Source organism: Desulfocurvibacter africanus subsp. africanus DSM 2603 (genome assembly GCF_000422545.1).
Taxonomy (GTDB): domain Bacteria; phylum Desulfobacterota; class Desulfovibrionia; order Desulfovibrionales; family Desulfovibrionaceae; genus Desulfocurvibacter; species Desulfocurvibacter africanus.
Genome location: NZ_AULZ01000005.1, coordinates 161109 through 183104 on the forward strand (window position 1 = coordinate 161109; position 21996 = coordinate 183104).

21 protein-coding genes are annotated in these 21996 nt (G+C 65.6%); 11 read left to right on the plus strand and 10 right to left on the minus strand.

What is annotated here, in order from left to right; genetic code table 11:
- Positions 1-8: 8 nt before the first annotated feature.
- Together H585_RS0104920 and H585_RS0104925 are read right to left on the minus strand one after the other, a co-directional pair.
- Positions 9-1163, minus strand: a complete 1155-nt coding sequence (locus tag H585_RS0104920; RefSeq protein ID WP_027366994.1) for a beta-ketoacyl-ACP synthase III — start codon at positions 1161-1163, stop codon at positions 9-11.
- A gap of 16 nt (positions 1164-1179) precedes the next feature.
- A complete protein-coding gene (locus H585_RS0104925; RefSeq protein ID WP_027366995.1) occupies positions 1180-2487 on the minus strand; it encodes a B12-binding domain-containing radical SAM protein in 1308 nt (435 codons plus the stop codon).
- Positions 2488-2627: 140 nt separating this feature from the next.
- On the opposite strand from H585_RS0104925, the gene H585_RS0104930 reads away from it, so the two are divergent.
- The 4 genes from H585_RS0104930 (at position 2628) to H585_RS0104945 (ending at position 5215) form a co-directional block, all read left to right on the plus strand.
- Complete coding sequence (locus H585_RS0104930) at positions 2628-2996, plus strand: gamma-glutamylcyclotransferase family protein (protein ID WP_005988679.1); 369 nt, start codon at positions 2628-2630, stop codon at positions 2994-2996.
- A 147-nt stretch (positions 2997-3143) separates the two neighbouring features.
- A complete protein-coding gene (locus H585_RS0104935) occupies positions 3144-3839 on the plus strand; it encodes an ABC transporter permease (RefSeq protein WP_027366996.1) in 696 nt (231 codons plus the stop codon).
- The gene (locus H585_RS0104940) at positions 3836-4489 is read left to right on the plus strand and encodes an energy-coupling factor ABC transporter ATP-binding protein (RefSeq protein ID WP_027366997.1); all 654 of its coding nucleotides are present in this window, start codon (positions 3836-3838) and stop codon (positions 4487-4489) included. Before H585_RS0104935 ends, H585_RS0104940 begins: the two co-directional genes overlap by 4 nt.
- A gap of 24 nt (positions 4490-4513) precedes the next feature.
- A complete protein-coding gene (locus H585_RS0104945; RefSeq protein WP_027366998.1) occupies positions 4514-5215 on the plus strand; it encodes a molybdopterin-guanine dinucleotide biosynthesis protein MobB in 702 nt (233 codons plus the stop codon).
- Positions 5216-5589: 374 nt separating this feature from the next.
- Here the strand turns inward: H585_RS0104945 and H585_RS0104950 are convergent, their stop codons facing one another.
- Positions 5590-6990 carry an aldehyde dehydrogenase family protein gene (locus H585_RS0104950; protein WP_027366999.1) on the minus strand — a complete coding sequence of 467 codons (1401 nt, stop codon included), beginning with the start codon at positions 6988-6990 and terminating at the stop codon, positions 5590-5592.
- Between the two features lie 203 nt (positions 6991-7193).
- On the opposite strand from H585_RS0104950, the gene gpt reads away from it, so the two are divergent.
- From gpt to H585_RS0104980, 6 genes are all read left to right on the plus strand, one after another.
- Entirely contained in the window at positions 7194-7688 is a 495-nt protein-coding gene (gene gpt / locus H585_RS0104955) for a xanthine phosphoribosyltransferase (protein ID WP_005988669.1), read from the plus strand.
- A gap of 43 nt (positions 7689-7731) precedes the next feature.
- Positions 7732-8856 (plus strand): BMP family ABC transporter substrate-binding protein, encoded by a 1125-nt coding sequence (locus H585_RS0104960; protein ID WP_027367000.1) that lies wholly within the window; start codon positions 7732-7734, stop codon positions 8854-8856.
- 27 nt (positions 8857-8883) lie between these two features.
- Positions 8884-9939 (plus strand): ABC transporter permease, encoded by a 1056-nt coding sequence (locus tag H585_RS0104965; protein ID WP_014259400.1) that lies wholly within the window; start codon positions 8884-8886, stop codon positions 9937-9939.
- 111 nt (positions 9940-10050) lie between these two features.
- Positions 10051-10794, plus strand: coding sequence for a type I methionyl aminopeptidase (map, locus tag H585_RS0104970; protein WP_027367001.1), 744 nt, complete (start codon positions 10051-10053; stop codon positions 10792-10794).
- A gap of 292 nt (positions 10795-11086) precedes the next feature.
- On the plus strand, positions 11087-12007 hold the full coding sequence (locus H585_RS0104975; protein ID WP_014259398.1) for an ABC transporter permease: 921 nt from the start codon (positions 11087-11089) through the stop codon (positions 12005-12007).
- 149 nt (positions 12008-12156) lie between these two features.
- Positions 12157-13665 (plus strand): ATP-binding cassette domain-containing protein, encoded by a 1509-nt coding sequence (locus tag H585_RS0104980; protein WP_027367002.1) that lies wholly within the window; start codon positions 12157-12159, stop codon positions 13663-13665.
- A 456-nt stretch (positions 13666-14121) separates the two neighbouring features.
- On the opposite strand, the gene H585_RS0104985 is transcribed toward H585_RS0104980, so the two are convergent.
- Genes H585_RS0104985 through H585_RS0105005 form a run of 5 tightly spaced genes read right to left on the minus strand, consistent with a single transcriptional unit; the run spans position 14122 to position 17958 of the window.
- Positions 14122-14385 carry a phosphopantetheine-binding protein gene (locus H585_RS0104985; protein WP_027367003.1) on the minus strand — a complete coding sequence of 88 codons (264 nt, stop codon included), beginning with the start codon at positions 14383-14385 and terminating at the stop codon, positions 14122-14124.
- A 30-nt stretch (positions 14386-14415) separates the two neighbouring features.
- The gene (locus tag H585_RS0104990) at positions 14416-15705 is read right to left on the minus strand and encodes an ABC transporter permease (protein WP_027367004.1); all 1290 of its coding nucleotides are present in this window, start codon (positions 15703-15705) and stop codon (positions 14416-14418) included.
- Between the two features lie 3 nt (positions 15706-15708).
- Positions 15709-16500 carry an ABC transporter ATP-binding protein gene (locus H585_RS0104995; RefSeq protein ID WP_027367005.1) on the minus strand — a complete coding sequence of 264 codons (792 nt, stop codon included), beginning with the start codon at positions 16498-16500 and terminating at the stop codon, positions 15709-15711.
- Positions 16501-16510: 10 nt separating this feature from the next.
- On the minus strand, positions 16511-17530 hold the full coding sequence (gene darH / locus H585_RS0105000) for a BtrH-related acyltransferase DarH (RefSeq protein WP_027367006.1): 1020 nt from the start codon (positions 17528-17530) through the stop codon (positions 16511-16513).
- A complete protein-coding gene (locus H585_RS0105005; protein ID WP_027367007.1) occupies positions 17527-17958 on the minus strand; it encodes a DarG family dialkylresorcinol biosynthesis protein in 432 nt (143 codons plus the stop codon). Before H585_RS0105005 ends, darH begins: the two co-directional genes overlap by 4 nt.
- Positions 17959-18204: 246 nt before the next feature.
- Between H585_RS0105005 and H585_RS0105010 the strand changes: the two genes are divergently transcribed.
- Positions 18205-18390 (plus strand): hypothetical protein, encoded by a 186-nt coding sequence (locus H585_RS0105010; protein WP_027367008.1) that lies wholly within the window; start codon positions 18205-18207, stop codon positions 18388-18390.
- A 90-nt stretch (positions 18391-18480) separates the two neighbouring features.
- Here H585_RS0105010 and H585_RS0105015 read toward each other — a convergent pair whose 3' ends face one another.
- Together H585_RS0105015 and H585_RS0105020 are read right to left on the minus strand one after the other, a co-directional pair.
- On the minus strand, positions 18481-19887 hold the full coding sequence (locus H585_RS0105015; protein WP_051182956.1) for an FAD-binding oxidoreductase: 1407 nt from the start codon (positions 19885-19887) through the stop codon (positions 18481-18483).
- 339 nt (positions 19888-20226) lie between these two features.
- Complete coding sequence (locus H585_RS0105020; RefSeq protein ID WP_027367010.1) at positions 20227-21876, minus strand: AMP-binding protein; 1650 nt, start codon at positions 21874-21876, stop codon at positions 20227-20229.
- Between the last annotated feature and the right edge of the window lie 120 nt (positions 21877-21996).

The window sequence follows — 21996 nt, forward strand, 5'->3', positions numbered from 1 at the left end:
GGAATGCTCTAAACGGCCGTGAGCAACATATAGCTCATGGAAAAACGTCCGCTCTCGGGGATGAAGCACAAAAGCTTCTGGTCTTTCTCGATGCGGCCCGAGCGGAACAGTTCGGCGAGCATGATGAAGATGGAGGCCGAGCCCGTGTTGCCCCTGCTGGACAGGTTGGTGAACCAGCGTTCCTGGGGGATGTGGAAGCCGAAAGCCTCCATGCGCTCGGCGAGTTGCGGCCGGAAGAACTCCGAGGAGATGTGCGGCAGGAACCAGTCCACTTCCTCGGGCTTGATGCCGCGCCGCCCGATGACCAGCGGCAGGGTGCGGTCCACGGCCGTGACCACCACCTCGGCATTGAGCATCTTCACATCCTGGCGCACGAGCAGCAGGGACTTGTCCACGTTCTGGCCGCGATCGACCAGGCTGCGCCAGCCCGTGAGCGAGCCGTCCTCGCGCTTTTCGCCGCCCGCGTACATGCACGTGGGCAGGCTGCCGGCAAAGGAGACATGCTCGATCCAATCGATGCGCAGGGACAATCCGTCAGGCCTGGGCGCATTGGTCACGAACACTGCCCCCGCGCCGTCCGAGAGCATCCAGCGCAGGAAGTCGGCCTCGAAAGCCAGGATTGGCGCCTTCTGCAGCTCCTCGCTGCGGTCGCAGGCGGCCGGTTCGCAGAACTCGGCGCGCAGGAAGGTCGAGGAGAGCTCCGAGCCCGTGGCCACGGCGTTCTCCGAAAGACCCAGGGCCACGTTCATGTACGCGTACTTGAGCGCGCCGATGCCGGCCAGGCAGATGCCCGCGGGGCTGACCACTTCGCACGGGCCGGTGGCCAACTCGCCGTGGACCATGAGGCCGTGGCCGGGCAGAAGCTGGTCCGGGCTGGATGTGCCGCAGGCCAGACACTGGATGTCGGCCGGCGAGTAGCCCGAATAGGGTGCGAGCCGCCGCACGGCCTCGGCCGCGAGCTGCGCGTTGCTGTGCGTCTGCGCCCGCGTGACCGGGTTCAGGGCGTAATGCCGGCTCTGGATTTTGTTGCTGCGCAGAATGATGCGCCGCACGCGTGAGGCGCTCTCGCCCACCAGGCCCAGGACCTTTTCCATGTCTTCGTTGGAGACCGGCTCTCCTGGTAGGAAAGCGCTCACATCGGTGATGTATGCCGCTTGGCTCATGGTTCTCGCGTGAGGATCAGAGTTTGGCGCCGGCGTGGCCGCTTTTGATGAGGCCGGCGTAGGTTTCGTAGAAAGTTTTCTCGGGCAGGCGCGTGGGCAGCACTGCGTTGGTGAGCGTGTAGTAGTCCAGATCGTGGATGACGATGCGCTCGCGCAGCTCGTTGTACAGCGGCGTTCCCGGCAGCGGCGTGAGCACCGAGACCATGGGCAAGTCGATGTGCAGGTCCGCGATGGTCTTGCCCAGGTGCTCGAAATCCGCCTCGGAATAGTCGGGCGAGGCGATGAAGTCGCCCACGATGCGTATGCCCAGGCCATGCAGGATGGACACGGCTTCCACGTTGTTGCGCCAAGTATTGCGCTTGCCCAGGCGCGCCAGACCCTCGTCGCTCAAGTCCTCGAAGCCGATGATCACGGCCAGCAGCCCGGCCTTGCGCCACAAGGCCATGAGTTCGGGGTGACGCACAACGGTATCCGAGCGCACGTCGGCTATGATCCGTTTGCCCAGGCCCGCGTCGATGATTGCCTGGGCCAGCTCGGCGGCGTGTTTCGGGTCGCCGAAGGTATTGGCGTCGATGAGCCGCACCACCGGGATGTCGCCCAAAAGCCGCATGTCGCGCAGCACGGCCGGTATGGAGTGGGTCAGGTAACGGCCGCCGGCCTGGGCGCGGATGGCGCAGAAGCCGCACGCGTGGGTGCAGCCGTAGGCCGAGGCCACGAAACCGACCTTGAGGCCCAGGGAGGAGAGCACGTACTGATCTCGGTAGCCGGCTACCAGGTCGTAGCGCGGCGGCTGCTCTTCCATGAGGTCACGGCTTGAGAACTTCCGGGGCGTCAGGGCCAGGGGCTTGCCCGGCGAGGTGCGCGCAACGCCCGTGATGCCGGTTCCGTCCTCGGCGCGCTCCAGGGCGTCCACCAGCTCGCGCAGGCTGGCCTTGCCCAAGCCCTGGATCACGTAATCCACCTCGGGCCGATTGAAGTGCTCCGGATCGAGGCTCGCGTGCATGCCGCCGCAGACGACCGTGGCCTTGGAGACGCGTTTCACTTCGCGGGCCATGGCGAGCATGACATTAGCCTCGCAAGTCACGCCCGTGATGCCCACGACGTCCGACCGGCTCTCGGCCAGCGCGTCGGACAGCACGCGCAGAGGCTCGCCGGCCTCGGCCTTGAGGTCCAGGATGCGCGACACATGGCCGTCCAGACCTGCGGCCAGGGCCTCAAGAGCCAGCGGCTCGCCTCGGAAGATCTGCTTCAGTGAAGTGATACCGTAGCGCTCTTCCGGGATGGAGCGTCCGCTGTTGGGCGGATTGACAAACAGTACATTCATGATGCGCTTTTTTTCTGCGGAAAATGTGTGAAGATGTGTCGATAGCCTCAAGAGGCCCGCTTGGCAACTGTTACGGCGCAGTGGCGAAGCAATACTGGCAGGGTCTTGCCTTGCACGCGATCAGCGCATAGGGGAAAGCCATGGCCCGCGACTTTGAATACGTTTTCGTTTACGGCACGCTGCGGCGCAGCTTTCAGAACCACCGCCTGCTGTCCCGCTCGCCCTGCCTGGGCGGGGCCGGCACCCGCGAGCGCTACGCCCTGTACGTGGGCGAGTATCCCTTTGTGGTCAGGGATCAGCCCGTGAGCCCCATCATCGGCGAGGTTTACAAGGTCGACCCGGCCACGCTCATGGTCCTGGACGCCCTGGAGGAGCACCCGCAGGTCTACCGACGGGAAAAGGTCCCGGTGGTGCTGGACGACGGCCGTGAGATCGAGGCTTGGCTCTACTTCTATCCCCGCCCAGGCGGTCGGCTCATCGAGAGCGGCGACTACGCCGGAAACGCCTAGCGCCCCTGCCTTGTCGGGCCGCCACCAAGGATCCAAGCGCCCAGCGAACTTGCTTTTCCACGTCAGTCGCGTACAAAAAGCTCGCCTTATGCCAAGTAGACTATAACAAATAATTCGCGATCGAGCCCCTGAGAGTCACGCACAGACATGGACTTCATCCTCGACGGCCTAACCACCGCCCTGCGCCTACTGGCCGGGCTGGACCCGGAGACCTTCTCCGCCGTTCGGGCCACGCTGGCCACGACCTTCCTGGCCATCAGCACCTCCCTGGCCCTGGGCATTCCGCTGGGCTTCTGCCTGGGCTTCTTCGATTTCCCCGGCAAGCGTGCCGCGCGCGCCGTGGCCGATACGGCCTTGGCCCTGCCCACGGTGGTCATCGGCCTCATCGTCTTCGCCTTCCTGTCCCAGCGCGGCCCCCTGGGTCACCTGGGGCTTTTGTTCTCCATTTCAGGCATGGCCGTGGGCCTGGCCATCCTGGGCCTGCCCATCGTCGTCACCATGACCGCCACGGCCGTGGAAGGCATCGACCGCCGACTGACCGAGACCCTGCTGACCCTGGGCGCCAACCGCAGCCAACTGGCCATGGCCTCCCTGTGGGAGGCACGCTTCCCGGTCATGCTCGCGACGCTCACGGCCTTCGGGCGCATAGTGTCCGAGGTGGGCATCGCCATGATGGTCGGCGGCAACATCAAGTGGCATACGCGCACCATCACCACGGCCATCGCCATGGAGACGGGCAAGGGCGAGTTCGCCATGGGCATCGCCCTGGGCATCGTGCTCATGTCCATCGCCTTCCTGGTGACCCTCTCGGCCCACTGGATAAAGCGGAGGGCCGCGCCATGAGCATCCCGCTGTTCGAGGCCCATGGCCTGAGCTTCCGCTACCCCGGCCGACCGGCCGTGACCTTGCCTGGCCTGCGCGTCGCGGCCGGCGACATCCTCGGCCTGGCCGGGCCCAACGGCACGGGCAAGAGCACGTTATTGCGCATCCTGGCCTTCCTGTACCCTCCGTCCGAAGGCGAGTTGCGCTTCGACGGCCGGTCCGTGACAAGCGAGGCCCAGCGCGCCCGCCTGCGCCGCCAGGTGACTCTGCTGCCGCAAGAGCCCAGGCTTCTGTCGCGCTCCGTGTGGCACAACGTGACCTACGGCCTGCGCGTGCGCGGCGACAAGCAAAACATGGACGAACGCGCGGCCGAGGCCCTGGACATGGTCGGCCTGGAGCCGTCGCGCTTCCTGTCCCGCTCCTGGCGACAGCTCTCGGGCGGCGAGGCTCAGCGCGTGGCCCTGGCCGCGCGCCTCGTGCTGCGGCCGCGCGCGCTCATCCTGGACGAGCCCACGGCCAGCCTGGACGCGGCCTCGGCCGAGCGCATCCGCCAGGCCGCCCTGACAGCGCGGCAGGAGCGCGGCACCACGCTCATAATCGCCAGCCACGACCTGCGCTGGCTCGACACCGTATCCGACCACGTATTGCGCATGGGGGATTATCCCGAGTAAGCAATGGTCGCGGAGGAGCTGCCCATGAAAGCCGTCAGCATCATTGGCTACAAGAAGACCGGCAAGACTACCCTGGCCGTAAACCTGGCCAGCGAGCTGAACTCGCGCGGCCTGCGCGTGGCCGCGGCCAAGTTCACGCACCATGCCTTCGATCGCGCCGAAACGGACACGGCCAAGCTGGCCGAGGTTTGTTCCGCGGTCATGGGCCTGTCCGAGAATCAGACGCAAGTGGTTTGGAACGCCAAGCGCTATCTGCCTGACCTGCTGCCCTTGGTGAGCGCCGACGTGCTCATCGTGGAGGGCGGAAAGTCGCTGGGTTGGCTGCCGCGAGTGCTGCTGCTGCGCTCGCCAGGCGAAGCCGACGAGTTGGGCCGCGACCTGGCCCTGGCCACCTATGGAGATATCGGCGCGCCCGGCCTGCATTCCGTGTCCGACGTGTCCGAACTGGCCGATATCGTACTGGCCAAGGGTTTCGCCTTGCCCGGCCTGGACTGCGGGGCCTGCGGCCTGGAGAATTGCCAAGCCCTGGCCGAGCGCATGGTCGCAGGCATGGGCGAGGGCCTGCGCTGCAAGGCCTCGCATGGCGGCCTGCGCATCAGCGTGGGTGGGGCGACTCTGGGCATGAACCCATTCGTGGCCTCGATCATGCGCGGCTCCATCATGGGCATGCTCAGCCAGCTCAAAGGATACGCTCCGGGCGTTAGCGTGCATATCGACATGGACTAAGAGCTGGGAAAGGGCGCTGCCCTCTCCCAGACCCTCACCCGCCAGGGGAATGATCCCCCTGGACCCCGCGTTTTTGTGAATTGAACGAGAAAGCCCTCCTGGCTTCAGCCAGGAGGGCTTTCTCGTTCAGAAGCATCGTGAACCTAGAGCATTTTGCTTTTGAAAATGCTCTGCTAGCCATGTGTCGGCATGGCTAGCCGCCGCGTAGGCGTAGGCGCAATTTACTTGCGCCGTCAACGCCGGAGCGGGCGTCTTAAAAGCAATCTGCTTAAGAGTCGTGCGCGAACGAACTGCGCGGGTCCAAGGGGTCGTTACCCCCTGGTGGGGAGGGGTCCGGAGAGGACAACGCCCTTCCCGGTTCTTATGCGGAAGCTCTATCCGAGCCAGCGCAGCAGGGCCTTTTTGAAGCCCGTGAGCTTGGGCCTGGGCGGATAGCGGAACTTCCAGTCCGGCCGGAAGCCGCGCCGCATGACGCTGCGCTGGTAGCCGAAGGCCTCGAATCCGGCTTGCCCGTGGTAGCGGCCCATGCCGGATTCGCCAACGCCGCCAAAGGGCAAGGTGCGCGGCCCGAGCTGCAGGGCCGTGTCGTTGATGCACACGCCGCCCGAGGCGGTGTCGCGCAGCACGCGGGCCACGGCCTCGTCGTTGTCCGTGAACAGGTACAGGGCCAGGGGCTTGGGTCGGGCGTTGATGCAGGCGATGGCCGAGGCCAGGCTGTCCACCGTGAGCACGGGCAGAATCGGCCCGAAGATCTCCTCCTGCATGAGCGGGTCGTCCGCGTGAACGTCCGTGAACACGGCCGGGGCCATGTACAGCTCGCCGGAGTGGTTGTCGCCGCCGAAGAGCTTGCGGCCGCGCGTGGCCGCCTGCAGGCCTGTCAGGCGCTGGTAGTGGTCCTGGTTAACGATGCGTCCGAAGGCCGGGCTGCGGCTCGGATCCGTGCCGAAGAATTCCTTCACCGCCCGCACCAGCGCGGCTTCCAGCTCGACTTTGACGCCCGCGTGGACCAGCACGTAATCGGGGGCCACGCAGGTCTGGCCGGCATTCAGGAACTTGCCCCATACGATGCGCTTGGCCGCCGTGACGACATGCGCGTCGGACAGGTTCCTGTCCACGATGCACGGGCTCTTGCCGCCAAGTTCCAGCACCATGGGCGTGAGCGTCCTTGCCGCCGTGGCCATGACCTGTCGGCCCACTTTGGCCGAGCCGGTGTAGAATATGAAATCGAAGCCCTGGCCCAGCAGCAGCTCCGCCGTATGCGCGCTGCCCTCGATGCAGAACACGTGCTCGGGCAGGAAGGCCTCGGTGAGGATGCGCGCGATCTCGCGCGAGGTGTGCGGAGCCTTGCTGGAAGGTTTGAGCATGACGCAGTTGCCTGCGGCCAGGGCGCTGACCAGCGGGGTCAGCGCCAGGCCCAGCGGGTAGTTCCAGGGCGAGAGGATGAGGCATGTGCCATAAGGCTCGTCGCGCACATATCCGCGCGAGGGCTGATACAGAAGCGGCATGGGCACGCTGCGCGGCCTCATCCACTGCCGCAGACGCCCCTGGGCATAGCGAGCCTCCGCGAGCACCGCGCCAACCTCGGCCACCCAGGCCTCGTCCTCGGGCTTGCCCAGATCGTCGGATAAGGCCTTGAGCAAAGCGCTCTCGTTGGACTTCACGGCCATGGACAGCCGCCGCAGGGCGTCGCGACGGAAAGCGTAGGGCTTGGTGTGACCTTCGTCGAAAAAGCGTTTCTGGGCCAGAAAGAGGGCGCGCAGCTCCTGCTCGGTCATGGGCGGTCTCCTGCTCTGGTTGCGGTGCCGGGCCTCGACTCTTCTTGGTGACACTCCAGGGCTCGGGGGTCAAGCCGCACAAAGGCGTCGGCTCAGGCCTGGGAAATACTTGACAGGCCGCGCATGGCGTGGGATTTGCCAGTTTTTCCACGAAATCTCTGCTCCGCGGGCTCCTCCCGCCGCGAGCGACACGAGGACAAGCCGTGTCCAGCAAGGACCGTTACAAGCAAACCTATCGCGTATCCTGGGACCAACTGCACCGCGACAGCAAGGCCCTGGCCTGGAAGCTGGTGGATGTGCGGCCCTCCTGGGAAGGCATCATCGCCATCACCCGCGGCGGCCTGCTCCCGGCCGCGGTCATCGCCCGCGAGCTGGACATCCGGCGCATCGACACCGTCTCGGTGGTCAGCTATGATTGGAAGACGCAAGGCGAGCCGCGCATCGTCAAGCCCCTGGCCGAAGAGACCGACGGCGAGGGCTGGCTGCTGGTGGACGACATGGTGGATACTGGCAAGACCGCCAGGTTCATCCGCGAGCTGCTGCCCAAGGCGCACTTCGCCACGGTCTACGCCAAGCCCGAGGGCAAGCCCCTGGTGGACACGTTCATCACCGAAGTCAGCCAGGACACCTGGATCCTCCAGCCCTGGGACTCCGAAGTTCAGTTCGTCGAGCCCATCGTCGGACAGCGCTCGACGTAGGCCATACATGCGCTACTACGGAACGGAGACAAGGAGAGGGGACATGAAACGCATTTTCACGCTGCTGCTCGCGCTGCTCTGCCTCGGCGCGCTCGCCGCCTGCGGCGATTCCAAGGAAGAAGCCAAGCCGGAAAACGCCCAGGCGCCGGCCGGTGAAACCGCTCAGGCACCCGCCGGCGATCTGCTGGTGGGCTTCGTATACGTGTCGCCCGTCGGCGACGCCGGATACTCCTATGCCCATGACCTGGGCCGCAAAGCCGTGGAGGACATGGAAGGCGTGACCACCATGTACCAGGAGGCCGTGCCCGAGGGACCGGACTCTGAGCGCGTCATCACCAACATGGCTCGCAAGGGCGCCAAGCTCATCTTCACCACGAGCTACGGCTACATGGACCCGACCATCCGGGTCGCCAAGGAGTTCCCCGAGACATCCTTCATGCACTGCTCGGGCTTCAAGACCGCCGACAACGCCGGCAACTACTTCGGGCGCATCTACCAGGCCCGCTACCTTACGGGCATGGTCGCCGGCTCCATGACCAAGAAGAACATCATCGGCTACGTGGCCGCCTTCCCCATTCCCGAGGTCATCCGCGGCGCCAACGCCTTTGCCCTTGGCGTGCGCGCGGTGAATCCCGAAGCGCAGGTGCGCGTGGTCTGGACCAAGACCTGGTATGATCCGACCACCGAGAAGGAAGCCGCCAAGAGCTTGCTCGACGTGGGCGCGGACGTCATCGCCCAGCACCAGGACTCCCCCGGCCCGCAGGAGGCCGCCCAGGAGCGCGGCGCGTACTCCATCGGCTACAACTCCGACATGAGTCAGTTCGCGCCCAAGTCCCACCTGACCGCCGCGATCTGGAACTGGAGCGTGTTCTACAAGGACCAGGTTGAGAAGAAACTGAACGGCACCTGGAAGCCCGAGTCCCTGTGGTGGGGCATGGAAACCGGCATCGTGGACATCGCCCCCTTCGGCCCCATGGTACCCGAAGAGGTCAAGGCCCAGGTCGAGGCCGCCAAGCAGAAGATCATCGCCAAGGAGCTGGTGGTCTTTGCCGGCCCGGTCAAGAACCAGAAGGGCGAAGTGGTCATTCCCGACGGCCAGACCGCCACGGACGAGCAGCTGCTCGGCATGAACTGGTTCGTCCAGGGCGTCGTCGGCAGCACCGAATAACGTGACGCTACGAAATGTGACGGTACAATGCGCCTTACGGTGACAAAACGGCAGGAGCCCTGGAAGTGGGGCTCCTGCCTTATTTTTCCGGCCGCCCTGGCCTTGGCCCTGGGACTGTCCGCGTTGCTGCTCGCCCTGCACGGCAAGCCGCCGCTCGAAGGCATGCGCCTGCTGTTCGAAGGGGCCTTTGGCTCCATGCACTCCCTGGAAGATTCCCTGCGCAAGGCCGTGCCCCTGTTCCTGGCCTCGCTCGGCGTGGCCGTGACCTTCCGCATGCAGGTCTGGAACATCGGGGCCGAGGGCCAGTTCGCCCTGGGCTGCATCGGCGCGACCTGGGCCGTGCTGACCTTCCCCAACCTGCCCATGCCGCTCATGCTCACGCTCATGCTCCTGTGCGCGGCCGCGGCCGGAGCCCTGTGGGCATTGGTGCCCGCCCTGCTCAAGACCAGGCTCGGCGTAAGCGAGATCATCACCTCGCTCATGCTCAACTACATCGGCATCCTGCTCCTGGAGTATCTGGTCTACGGGCCCTGGAAGGACCCGGCCAGCTTCGGCTTCCCCATGACCATCGAGTTCCCGGTCGCCGCGACAATCCCGCGCTTACCCGGCACGCGCCTGCACTGGGGACTGGCCCTGTGCGCCGTCTTCGCCGTGCTGATCCATGTGCTCTTCCGCCACACGCGCATCGGCTACGAGCTGCGCGCCAGTGGCTCCGGCGCGCGCGCCTCGCGCTACGCGCGCATGAACTACAATTTCCTGGTCGTGCTCTCCATGCTCATCTGCGGCAGCCTGGCCGGCATCGCCGGTTTCGTGGAGATCTCGGCCGTGGTGGGCCGCTTGCAGCCCAGCGTCATGGCCGGCTACGGCTTCACGGCCATCGTGGTGGCCTGGCTGTCCAGGCTGCAACCGCTGGTCATCGCCCTGGTCAGCGTGCTGCTCGCGGGCCTGCGAGTGGGCGTGGAGAACCTCATGCTCGACCTGCAGGTGCCCGCGGCCTTCGGCGGCATCATCGAAGGCCTGGTGCTCCTCACGGTCCTGTCCGGGCAATTCTTCCTGATCTACAGGATCAAGCGGGTCGAATAGCAGGCCAGTAGGCCAGCTAGGCGAAGAGAATCGAGGGCGCTGCCGCAGGGTATGGTAGGAAACCCTTTACTTTGGGTCAGCCGAATCTAGCTTGAATAACGAGGAGCAGTTGTGACCGCTGAAGGCGACAAGGACATAGCGGGATTGAAGGCCATAGGCCGCATCGTGGACGAAATTCTGAGCCTTTTGTGCGCCGAGGTGCGCGCGGGCGTGACCACGGCCGAGCTCGACGCCAAGGCCGGGCTGTGGCTCGCGGAGCGGGGAGCGCTGCCCACGCCCAAGCAAGTCTATGATTTTCCGGGCAATCTGTGCATCAGCATCAACGACGAGGTGGTGCACGGCATTCCATCCGAACGGGAGATCCGGTCCGGCGATCTGGTCAAGCTGGACCTGACCGCGGACAAGGACAGCTATGTGGCCGACGCCACGCGCATGGCCTCCGTTGGGCCCATGGACAAGCACGTGCTGAAGCTGGCCCGATGCGCCGAGGCGGCCTTGGGCAAAGGGTTGGAGCAAGCCCGCGCCGGCAAGCGCTTGCGCGACATCGGCCGGGCCGTGGAGGCCGAAGTGCGCCGCCAGGGCTTCGCGATCATACCGCCGCTTCAGGGCCATGGCGTGGGACGCACCGTGCACGAATTGCCCAACGTGCCCAACTACGACGACCCAGCCGCGACCCAGGAACTGCACGAAGGCCTGATCATCACCCTTGAGCCCATCATCAGCATGGGCAAGCCGGATATTCGTCAGCTCTCCGACGGCTGGACCCTCAAGACGCGCGACGGCTCGTATTCGGCGCACTACGAACAGACGATCATGGTCACCAAGGGCGCACCCCTGGTGCTTACGGCTCAGTAGAGCAGATTGCTTTTAAGATGCCCGCTCCGGCGTTGACGGCGCAAGTGAATTGCGCCTACGCCGAAGCTAGCGGCAAGCCATGCCGACGCATAGCTTGCAGAGCATTTTCAAAAGCAAATGCTCTAGCCTTGGCAAGGCTCACCGGTCTGCCCGCGGCCGCACACCCCAGCGCCACGCGGCCCCACGACCGCGAAAATGAAATGTTTTTGAGGAAAGGATGGGGGTCCGGGGGAAGGGAAACCCCTTTTGCAAAAGGGGTTTCCCTTCCCCCGGCCGCCGGAGGCATCATCCCATGTCCATAGATCTTCTTCTTCCTCTTCTCGCGGCGGCGGTGCAGTCGGGCACTCCGATCCTGTACGCCACGCTGGGCGAGATGTTCACCGAGCGCTCGGGCGTGCTGAATCTGGGCGTCGAGGGCATGATGATCGTCGGCGCGCTGTTCGCCTTCGTCACGGCCAAGCTCACGGGCTCGCCCTGGCTGGCCTTCATGGTCGGCGGGCTGGCGGGCATGCTGTTCAGTTCGCTGCACGGCCTGGTCTGCCTGGTCTTCCAGGGCAACCAGGTGGTCTCGGGCCTGGCCCTGACCATCCTGGGCGTGGGCCTGGCCAACTACCTGGGCACACCGCACGTAGGCCTGCCCGCGCCGGGCTTCTACCCCTTCGCCGTGCCGTTCCTGAGCGACATCCCGGTGCTCGGCCGGGTGCTCTTCCGTCAGGACGCCCTGGTGTATCTGTCCTACTTCATGCCCGTGCTGTACTGGTGGGTCTGGAAGCGCACGCGTTTCGGCATGGCCGTCGAGGCCTCGGGCGAGAACCCGCGCGCCGCGTCGGCGGCGGGCCTCAACCCGCGCCGGCTGCGTTGGGCGGGCATACTCATCGGCGGCATGCTGGTGGGCTTCGGCGGGGCCTATCTGTCGCTGGCCTACACGCACTTGTGGACCAACGGGCTGACCGCCGGACGAGGCTGGATCGCCGTGGCCCTGGTCATATTCGCTTTCTGGCGGCCGGAGCGGGCCGTGCTTGGCGCGTACCTGTTCGGAGGCGTCATGGCCTTCCAACTGCGCCTGCAGGCCACGGGAACGGATCTGCCTTCGTCCATGCTGCTCATGCTGCCTTACGCCCTGACCATCCTCGTGCTGCTCTTCTCGGCCGTGCGCGGCAAGGGCGTAGAGGCCCCGGCGGCTCTGGGCGACAACGTGGAGCCGGAGGGCTAGCCGTGATCGACAAACTCAAAGAAAAGATCTTCTACGCCCGCGCCAAGGCCAAGAAGGAACGCACCGCGCATTTCCGTGAAGGCCTGGAGCACAACCCCCTGGTGCCCAAGGTGTTCGTTCCCGAGAGCTTCGCTGCTGTCGGCTCGCCCATGGGCGAGCCGGCGGGCATGCGCGACGGCCATCCCGTGGTGCGCCTGGAGGGCATCAGCAAGTCCTTTGGCAAGGTCAAGGCCAACCAGGACATCAGCCTGGAGGTCTATCCAGGTCAGATACTGGCTTTGCTGGGCGAAAACGGCGCAGGCAAGTCCACGCTCATGTCCATCCTGGCCGGGCGTTATCAACCCGATTCCGGGACCATCCACATCGCCGGTGAGCCCGTCAGGTTCACCTCGTCCAGGGACGCCATCGCCGCGGGCATCGGCATGGTCTACCAGCACTTCATGCTCGTGGAGACCATGAGCGTGGCTCAGAACGTGCTGCTGGGCCAGGAAGGCGGCTTCATCCTCAATCCGAAGGAGATGGAGGAGCGCGTGGGCCGCCTGGCCGAACGCTACAGCTTGGCCCTTGATCCGGCCGCGCGCGTGGGCACTTTATCCATGGGCGAGCGCCAGCGCGTGGAAATCCTCAAGCTGCTCTACCGCGACAGCCGCGTGCTCATCTTCGACGAGCCCACCGCCGTGCTCACCCCGCCCGAGGTGGCCCAGCTCTTCCCGGCTCTGCGCGCCATGGCCAATGTCGGCAAGGCCATCGTGTTCATCTCCCACAAGCTGGAGGAAGTCCTGTCCCTGGCCGATGACGTGGCCGTGCTGCGCCGGGGCCGGATAGTGGACAAAGTGAGCGTCAAGGACGTTTCCTCCAAGGCCGATTTGGCCAACCGCATGGTCGGCAAGGAAGTTCTGCTGGAGGTCGACAAGCAGCCGGTGGAAGTCGGCGAGGTGCTGCTGGAGATCGAAGGACTATCGGGCCACGGCCTCAAGGACATCGATCTGCGTGTGCGGCGCGGCGAGATCGTGGCTATCGTGGGCGTGGCCGGCAACGGCCAGAAGGCCCTGGCCGAAGTACTGGCTGGCCTGCGCGAGCCGCTCGCGGGCTCGGTGAACCTCCTGGGCAAGCCCTGGAAGAAATTCTTCTCGCGGGCCTCCTGGCGGCGCACCGTAAGTTACGTGCCCGAGGACCGCCAGGGCTTGGCCACGGTCAAGGACCTGAACCTCGTGGACAACGTGCTGCTCACCACACGCAGGGGCTTCACGAGTGGGCCGTTCCTGCGCAAGGGCCGCGCGGCCAAGGTCACGGACTGGCTCATCCGCAACTTCAACGTGCAGCCCGGCGACGCGGCGGCCCAGGCCGGCCAGCTTTCGGGCGGCAACCTCCAGAAGTTGGTGCTCGCGCGCGAGTTCTACCGCGAGCCGCAGCTCATCATCGCCGAGCAACCCTCGCAGGGCCTGGACGTGGGCGCGACGGAAGAAGTCTGGCGCCAGATCCTGGCCGCGCGCAACAACGCGGGCCTGCTGCTCATCACCGGCGACCTAGGCGAGGCCCTGCAGCTCGCCGACCGCGTGGCGGTCATGTTCGAGGGCCGCTTCATGGGCGTCTTCCCGGTAAGCGACCAGGAGAGGGTCGACAAGATCGGCCTCATGATGGCAGGCGTAAAGGACTGAGCTTTTCCCCACGCTATTCGTGGAGAGAGCGCTGCCCACCAGACCGGTCCCCTCTCTATACCTATCCTTCTAGAGCATTTTGCTTTTGAAAATGCTCTGCAAGCCATGCGTTAGCATGGCTTGCAGCCGCGTAGGCGTAGGCGCAATTCACTTGCGCCGTCAACGCCGGAGCGGTCGTCTTAAAAGCAATCTGCTCTAGGTTTCGCGGATGAACCGAGAGAGGGCGCTGCCCTCTCTCGGACTCTCTCCCGGCAGGGAGCGCCCCTCCCTGCATCCCCATTTTCATTTCATTTGGAAGGTGCTGTAAGGGAAAGGGCAGCCGGTTTCTCCGGTCGCATACGGGAATTTGGGGACGAGTTGACCCGCGAGGCGTAGCAGCGCGCGCTATTCAACGGCGCGGACTACTGAAGAAAACCTTTCCGAACATCAGCCCGTCGCGCGACGGGCCGCCAATTCTTACTGCCGACTGCGGATGAAGTCCGCAAGCACGCGCAGGCTGGCCAGCACTCGGCGGGCCACGTTCTGGTCGTCGATGCGCACGCCGTAGTGCGCCTGCACGGCCACCACGATTTCCACGGCATCCAGGCTGTCCAGGCCCAGCGGCGAGTCCGGGCCGATGAGCGGGGCCTCGGGCAGCACTTCCTCTGGCACGTCTTGCACATTGCAGGCCTTGACGATGATCGACTGGAGCTCGTGCTCCAGGGCATGGGCAGCATTCATGACGTTGGTCCTCACCGGCGCGGCCGGGTTTCAGGCGCGCTCCCGCGACAGGGCCAGCCAGGCCGCCGTGGCCGTGGCCAGGAAGAAGCCCAGCAGCAGGAGCATGTGCGAACTTACGGAGACAAGGGAGCCTCCGCGTACAAAAATCTCCAGGAAGCCGTCAAGGCCCCAGGCCAGGGGCGAGGCGCGGCTGACGGCGCGCATGGTGTCGGACATGACGTAGACCGGAACCATGACTCCGCCCAGGGCCGCCGCGATGACCACCGAGACCGCGCCGAACAGCGCACCCTGATCGCGGGTGCGCGCCAGCGCACCCACGAGGATGCCGAAGCCCGAAGCGGCCAGGGCCGCGCACAAGGCCAATGCCGCTGCCGCGATCGGGCTGCCGGCCAGGGTCAGCCGGTCCACGCCCAGGAGCGGGAGCACGGCCGCGCCCATGGCCAGCATGAGCGCGAACTGGAGCAGGCAGACCAGGGCGAAGGCGAGCACCTTGCCGGCCAGGATGGCCGCCAGCGGGGCGGGCGAGACCATGAGCCGCAGCATGGTGCGGCTCTGGCGCTCGCGGATGAGCGCGCCCGAGAGCGGCACCACGATGAAGAACATGCCGAACAGGGACCAGGCCGGGACGTTCTGCTGCGTGGAGGTTGGCAGTCTGGTCAGGCCGCTCATGCCGGCCGGTTCCTGCTCCAGAGCCAGCAGCCGGTGCGGCGTATCGGCCTGGGGTGGTTCTGACCCTGCGGGCTGGTTGAGCAGCCGGTTGACGATCTGGCGGTAAGCCTCGCTCAGGGCAGTAAGCTCCACGGCCATGAGCGCCTGCTCCATGGCGCTGCGCACCGCCTGGTGCAGGGCGCCCTGCACCGCAGGATCATAGAGCAGCACCAGCCCCGGCTGCCCGCCATCGGGCCTGTTCTTGCCAGCCAGGTCGGCCCTGGCGGCCTCGCCAGCCCGTTTCGTGATGTTCTCGCTGATGCCTTGGGGCACGACAACGGCGAACTGGTAGCGGCCCTGAGCCACGGACTGGCGGGCGGATTCGCGGTCCAATGGGCGACCGTCCAACTCGCGCAGCAGGCTCACCGAACCATGGTCTCCGAGGCCCTGTTCCAGGGAGCGGCCAAGCCGTCCGCCGTCCTCGTCGACAAATAGCAGCTCAAGCCGTCCCTGACCCCAGCCCAGGCCGCCCGTGGTGCGCAGGATGTTGTCCTGCACCAGGGAGACCACCAGCACCAGGGCCGCGGGCATGAGGAAGAGCACGGCCAGGCCGGCCTTATCGCGGGAAAGTTCGCGCAGTTCCTTGAAGAATGTGGCGACCAGGGCGCGCATGGCCTACCCGTCGCGCAGGGCGCGGCCCGTGAGGGCCAGATACAGTTCGCCCAGGTCCGCGCAGCCGTGCTCCGACAGCAGCGCGCCGGGTGCGCCCTGAGCCACGGCCACGCCGTGGTCCATGATGATGACCCGGTCGCAGAGGCGTTGGGCCTCTTCCATGACATGGGTGGTGTAGAGCATGGTCACGCCGTCGGCCTTGAGCGCCAGGAGCCGCTCCATGATGAGGTTGCGCGACTGGGTGTCTACGCCCGCCGTGGGCTCGTCCAGGAAGACGAAGCGCGGGCCGTGCACTAGGCCGGCGGAGAGGTTGAGACGGCGCTGCATGCCGCCAGAGAAGGTCCCCGCGCGGCGCTGGGCGTGATCGGCGAGATTCGTGAAGCTCAGGGCCTCGTCCACCCTGCGGGCCAGCTCGCGGCCGCCCAGGCCTTGCAGGCTGGCGAAGTAGGTCAGGTTCTCGCGGGCGGTTAGGCTCGGGTACAGAGCGATGTCCTGGGGCACGGTGCCCAAAAGCGGCCGCACCAGGCCGGGCCGGGCCAGGGCGTCGCAGCCGAAGATGCGCAGCCGGCCCTGGCGGGGCGAAAGGAGCGTGCTCATGATGGACACGGCCGTGGTCTTGCCCGCGCCGTTCGGCCCCAGCAGGCCCACGATCTCGCCCCGGCCCGCGCGCACGTCCAGTCCGCGCAATGTGGGAGCCGCGCCGTGGCCGTAGTCGTGGACCAGGCCCGTGGCTTCCAGGGGCACGGCATCCAGATCGATATTCGCCTGGCGGGAGGAACGGTCGTCAAGGAGCATGCGGTCTTACCTAGCGCGCCTTGGCCTGCAGTTGCGGGGCCATTGCTCGAATCTCGCGGAAAAGTCGATCCTCGCGGCCGGCAAGGCCTTCCAGCAGGTCCGCGGCAGCGACGTAGCTCTCGCCCTGGCCTGCCCTGCCCTTGCACAGCCGCGCGCCCATGAGCGCCAGATCGCGCCAGGCGTCGCCGGCAGCCGTGAAGCTGGCGGACAGCTCGGTCAGGCGAGGTTCGGCCAACAGACCGGCGGTTTCCTGCAGAAAGGCCGCGAAGATGAAGCGGAAACCCGCGCCGCCCGTGCCGATCTCCTCCTGCATGCGGATGAGCTGGGCCATGTGGCGGGCTGCCCCGCGCTGGCCGTACCACTCGGGCCAACAGCGCATGCGCCGGGCCAGAAAGCGCATGCCCCGCGTGCCGATAAGCGGCACGGGCAGGAAGGTCATGCGCCGGGCGACCTCGACCAGGCCCTGCACGGCCGGTCCGCGCAGATCTACGTTGGCCGGGGCCGAACGCACCCAGTACATGCGGCCCTTGGGCGCCAGGGGGCCCTTGGCGAAGCGTGCGCGGACCAGATCCTGGGCGGAGATGGACATGGCTACGTCCAGGTTGGGGTCGCTGACCAGGTATTCGCCGTCCTGTTTGCCGTAGACCACGAGATTGTGCGCGTTGAAGTGGTGGCGCAGGGCGGGCGGGAAGTAGGGCAGCCAATAGACGCCGGCCTGCAGGCCCACGGGGATGCCCTGCCCCAGGACTTCGTCCAGGGCGGCCATGCCCTTGTCCTCGCTGCGGAAGCGGCGCTGGGACATGCGCACGCCCAGGCGCTTGGTCACGCGGCTGAAGATGCCGCCCACGAAGTTGCGGAAGGTGGTCAGGGGCAGCCCGGCGACCTTGACCATGGGAAAATGGCCGAAGAAAAGTCCTGCGCCGATGCCAAAGGCCATGGCCTCGCTCAGCGGCATGCCATGATGGGCCAGCAGGTTGGCCGTGGCGCCGCTCTCGCAATGGGCGCTGTGGCGATGGGCGAAATCAATCACGCGCGATCCTTCTCTCCCGGCAGGGGCGCAACGCGCTCGGGCACGCGGCACAACTCCTCGGGACTCAAGCCCAGGGCCTGGGCGTATTTGATGAGGATTCGTTGGGGCAGCTTGGCGAAAACCTTGGGCTTGAGGTGGCGGCGCACCCGCCAGCGGGCCAGGCCCGCGTAGCCGGCAAGGATGGAGTCGTCCATGAGCCGCACGACCATGTGGAAGGCCAAGGGGCTCAACTCGCCTTTGCGCACGCGCTCCAGGGCCGACTCGGCCCGCTCGCGAATATCGGCCCAGGCCTCGGCGTTGGCCGTGTCCACGACGTCCCAGCCGGCGCTGGGCACCAGCTCGTAACTACCGTCGTCGGCTACCGCGTAGCGGACCTGATGCCAGGGGCCAAGGGTCCCGGCATCCTGGGGCACATCCTTTTTGCGCATGCTCGTCCCGTGAGAAAATGTGGGTACTGTCTAGCAGAGATGCTTGCGGCTGGCTACGGAAAGCAAGGGCACGGCGGCGCACGGCCGCCGGCACTTTCGGTTCGTTCTTGGCCAAGTGTGAATGGGGAGTCGTGGACGGCTGGCGTTCAAGGTCAATTTCTGATATTATATTGATATATTGGGTTCATCCGGCCCATGCAACATGAGGAGGCGTAAGCCTCCCCGCTTCTTTTTGGAGGGTGCGACATGCGCCAGGGAACGTGCGAGCGGCGGGTGCGGTTCTTCGAGGAGTACGGGCTGTGCGGCGACGGCGCGTTCACGGGAGGCGTGTTTTCCACGCGCCAGAAAGACGAGGCGTTCATCCGCGAGATAATGCCCGGGATCGGAAGATACCGGTGCATGATTTATCCCAGCCCGCTCGCTCGAATTTGAACTGAAACCCTGCATGTGCAATCCGCAAGGATTCTTGAAATAGCGCGGTTATAAGGCCCTGTTCCGCGTACTCATCTCCTTCGACAAGTTCTAGCCGGCCGGCCTGATGTTCTGGTTGACCCGGAACAGGTTGCCCGGATCATACTTCTTCTTTATCTCGGCCAATCTGGGGTAATTGCCCCGATAGGTGCGCTCCACGCGCTGCTGCCCTTCGTCCATCAGGAAGTTCACGTAGCCGGCTCCCAGCGAATAGGGCTGGAACGCCTGCCAGTACGACCTGACCCAGTCGGTGATCAGCTCCTTGTTGGCCGGGTCGGGATCGACTCCAACGATAACCATGGACCAGCTGGCCTCGCGGTAGCTGAAGGCCGTGTCGGCCTCGGCCACGCGGTTGGCCGCGCCGCTGATGGGATAGAGGTGCATCTGCGATCCCGTCGTGGGGATTTTCGCTGCGTACTCCAGGTGCACGTCGATGGCCTCGTCCGACAGCTCTCCGACGAACTCGCCCCTCCAGTACCACTGCAAGCCCGGCGGGATGAGCGGATCGAACATGGACTGAAGCGCCGGGAAGGGCATGGGCCCGATATGCTCGAACAGCGGCGGGGCGAACGAGCGGATGGGCGCGAAGATATCCTCGGCCTTGTCCATGTCGCCGCTGTAGCACCAGACCACCGCGTAGACCGGGCGCCTGTGCAGCTCCTGCGGGAAAAGCGGTATGGGCGGCACGGGCAAGAAAGCCGGGTAGCCGTACAGATCCTCGGACGCTTCGGTGATAAACCGTCGATGCCAGCGCAGGACCTCGCGCGCCTGATCCAGGCCCCAGAAGCTGAGCCCGGCATAGACCGTATGCACGGGATGCGCCTTGAACAGGAATGACGTGACCACGCCGAAATTCCCTCCGCCTCCGCGGATGGCCCAGAAGAGATCGGGGTTCTCCCGCTCGTTGGCCGTGACGAACCTTCCATCGGCCAGAACCAGATCAGCCTCCAGAAGATTGTCGATGGTCAGCCCGTACTTGCGGGTCAGATAGCCGTGTCCGCCGCCCAGGGTCAGGCCCGAGATGCCCGTGGTCGAGATGACCCCGGCGGGCACGGCCAAGCCGAAGGCGTGCGTGGCGTGGTCCACATCGCGTTGGATGCAGCCCGCCTCAACTCGCGCCGTACCGGCGATGGGATCGACCCGGATGCCCTTCATGGGTGAGAGATCGACGACCAGGCCGTTGTCGCATGTGCCGAGGCCGGCCCCGTTGTGCCCGCCGCCCCGGATGGCTAGGAGCAGTCCGTTGTCGCGGGCGAAGTTCACGCAGGCCATGACGTCGGCCACGTCCGCGCAGCGGGCGACCATGCGTGGCCGTTTGTCGATCATGCCGTTATAGACCTTGCGGGCAGTTTCGTATTGCGGGTCGCCGGGCTCGATGAGTTGGCCGCGCAGACTTTTCCTGAACACATCCACGGCGCTTGGAGCGATCTCGACCTCGGGTTGCTCGGGAATCTTCATGGTCTTCCTCTCCGCGTAAGGTTGAGGCCTCCGGCGGTTCGCCGGCCTTAATAGCGGCAGACCCCAGTATCCTGGCTATGAAATTTCGCCTGGTTTGGCAATTCGAGGCTGGCGGGAGAAGAATCATGGGCGCGTATTCACAGGAGGCTTATTCACACGCGCCAGGAAGCCGAGGCGTTCATGAAGAAATAGTTATGAATATCATTTACATAGACAGCCAAACAAAAAGGGCCGGGAGAGCTTCTCTCCCGGCCCTTGCCATATCTTAGAATACGCGGGTCCAGGGCGTCGTTACGCCTGGTGGGTGGGGTCTGGGGAGGACAACGCCCTTCCCAGTGCTTAGCCTTTCTTCTCGTCCCGCTCCCGGATCTCGGCGCGCTTGATCTTGCCCGAGATTGTCTTGGGCAATTCATCAACGTACTCAATGACGCGCGGGTACTTGTAGGGCGCGGTGACCTTCTTGACGTGCTCCTGGATTTCGTGGGTCAGCTCGTCGCTCGGGTCGTAGCCCTTGGCCAGCACGACGGTGGCCTTGACGGCCTGGCCGCGCACGGGGTCGGGCACGCCGGTCACGGCCGCCTCCACCACCCCCGGGTGGGTGATGAGCGCGCTTTCCACCTCGAAGGGTCCGATGCGGTAGCCCGAGGACTTGATGAGGTCGTCGGTGCGGCCCAGGAACCAGAAGTAGCCGTCCTCGTCCATCCAGGCCTTGTCGCCGGTGTGATAGAAGCCGTCATAAATCACGGCGGCGGTCTTGGCCGGCTCGTCCAGGTAGCCGGTAAACAGGCCCACGGGCCGTTTGGGCTCCACGGCGATGCAGATCTCGCCCTCTTCGCCCGGGGCGCAGGGCGAGCCATCCTCCTTGAGCAGGCGGAGGTCCCAGCCGGGCGCGGGCCGGCCGATGGAGCCGGGTTTGGGCGTCATGCAGGGCAGCGTGAGAAGTTGCAGGGTCGTCTCGGTCTGGCCGTAGCCCTCGTAGATGGGCAGGCCGGTCATGCGCTTCCACTCGTGGAACACGCCGTCATTGAGCAGCTCGCCGGCCGTGGTGCAGTGGCGCAGGGCCGACAGGTCGAACTGCGACAGGTCCAGGCGGATGAGGAAGCGGTAGACCGTGGGCGGCGCGCAGAAGCTGGTGACCTTGTGCTCGGCCATGAGCCGCAGCAGGTGCTCGGGCTCGAACTTGCCGCGAAAATCCCAGGTGAAGACCGTAGCACCGGCCATCCACTGCCCGTAGAACTTGCCCCAGACCGCCTTGCCCCAGCCCGTGTCGGCCAGGGTCAGGTGCAGGTCGCTCGGTCCCAGGTCGTGCCAGTAAACGCCCGTGACGTAGTGGCCCAGGGCATAAGCGTGGGTGTGCTCGGCCATCTTGGGCATGCCCGTGGTGCCCGAGGTGAAGAAAATCAGCAGCGGGTCGTCACCGCCCGGCTTGTCCTTGCCCTTAGGCGCGGGATAGCTGTCCCCGGCTTTTTGCAGGATGGCGTTGTAGCCCACCCAGCCGGCCGGGAGCTTGTCGCCGGCTACCTGAACCAGGATTTGCAGTGTCGGGCACTTGGGCCTGGCCTGCTCAACGCGCTCGGTGAGCGTGTACTCGCAGACCACGGCGCGCACCTTGGCGTAGTTGATGCGCTGCTCGATATCCTTGGCCGTGAGCAGGTTCGGCGAGGGAATGGGCACCGCGCCGATCTTGTGCAGGGCCAGCATGGTCACCCAGAACTCCACACGGCGATAGAGGATGACCATGACCCGGTCGCCGCGCTTGAGGCCCTGGGCGACCAGGGCGTTGGCCAGCTTGGCCGACTCGCGGCTGAAAAAAGCCAGGTCGTAATCGCGGCGTTTGCCCTCGGGGTCGATGTGCACCATGGCTGGCCGCGTGGGGTCCTTGGCCGCCTCGGCGTCCAGGAAGTCGAAGGCGAAATTGTAGCCTTCGGGCACCTCCAGGGAGAACTTGTCCTTGAAATCCTCGTATGACACGGGCGAAAGCTTATGCATTCTCGTTCTCCTCGCGGGAAGGGTCTAGTGTCATGTCACGTCTTACCTGTCGGTTCGACGTGAAGGTCGCCAGGCGAAAGTGCGATTATTGCCTGGCTCACGCCGCCCATGGCGGCGCGC

Excerpts from the sequence above, each read along its gene's own strand:
- H585_RS0104920 (WP_027366994.1), bottom strand. The coding sequence starts at position 1,163 with ATGAGCCAAGCGGCATACATCACCGATGTGAGCGCTTTCCTACCAGGA.
- H585_RS0104925 (WP_027366995.1), bottom strand. The coding sequence starts at position 2,487 with ATGAATGTACTGTTTGTCAATCCGCCCAACAGCGGACGCTCCATCCCG.
- H585_RS0104930 (WP_005988679.1), top strand. The coding sequence starts at position 2,628 with ATGGCCCGCGACTTTGAATACGTTTTCGTTTACGGCACGCTGCGGCGC.
- H585_RS0104935 (WP_027366996.1), top strand. The coding sequence starts at position 3,144 with ATGGACTTCATCCTCGACGGCCTAACCACCGCCCTGCGCCTACTGGCC.
- H585_RS0104940 (WP_027366997.1), top strand. The coding sequence starts at position 3,836 with ATGAGCATCCCGCTGTTCGAGGCCCATGGCCTGAGCTTCCGCTACCCC.
- H585_RS0104945 (WP_027366998.1), top strand. The coding sequence starts at position 4,514 with ATGAAAGCCGTCAGCATCATTGGCTACAAGAAGACCGGCAAGACTACC.
- H585_RS0104950 (WP_027366999.1), bottom strand. The coding sequence starts at position 6,990 with ATGACCGAGCAGGAGCTGCGCGCCCTCTTTCTGGCCCAGAAACGCTTT.
- H585_RS0104960 (WP_027367000.1), top strand. The coding sequence starts at position 7,732 with ATGAAACGCATTTTCACGCTGCTGCTCGCGCTGCTCTGCCTCGGCGCG.
- H585_RS0104965 (WP_014259400.1), top strand. The coding sequence starts at position 8,884 with ATGCGCCTTACGGTGACAAAACGGCAGGAGCCCTGGAAGTGGGGCTCC.
- H585_RS0104975 (WP_014259398.1), top strand. The coding sequence starts at position 11,087 with ATGTCCATAGATCTTCTTCTTCCTCTTCTCGCGGCGGCGGTGCAGTCG.
- H585_RS0104980 (WP_027367002.1), top strand. The coding sequence starts at position 12,157 with ATGGGCGAGCCGGCGGGCATGCGCGACGGCCATCCCGTGGTGCGCCTG.
- H585_RS0104985 (WP_027367003.1), bottom strand. The coding sequence starts at position 14,385 with ATGAATGCTGCCCATGCCCTGGAGCACGAGCTCCAGTCGATCATCGTC.
- H585_RS0104990 (WP_027367004.1), bottom strand. The coding sequence starts at position 15,705 with ATGCGCGCCCTGGTCGCCACATTCTTCAAGGAACTGCGCGAACTTTCC.
- H585_RS0104995 (WP_027367005.1), bottom strand. The coding sequence starts at position 16,500 with ATGCTCCTTGACGACCGTTCCTCCCGCCAGGCGAATATCGATCTGGAT.
- H585_RS0105005 (WP_027367007.1), bottom strand. The coding sequence starts at position 17,958 with ATGCGCAAAAAGGATGTGCCCCAGGATGCCGGGACCCTTGGCCCCTGG.
- H585_RS0105010 (WP_027367008.1), top strand. The coding sequence starts at position 18,205 with ATGCGCCAGGGAACGTGCGAGCGGCGGGTGCGGTTCTTCGAGGAGTAC.
- H585_RS0105015 (WP_051182956.1), bottom strand. The coding sequence starts at position 19,887 with ATGAAGATTCCCGAGCAACCCGAGGTCGAGATCGCTCCAAGCGCCGTG.
- H585_RS0105020 (WP_027367010.1), bottom strand. The coding sequence starts at position 21,876 with ATGCATAAGCTTTCGCCCGTGTCATACGAGGATTTCAAGGACAAGTTC.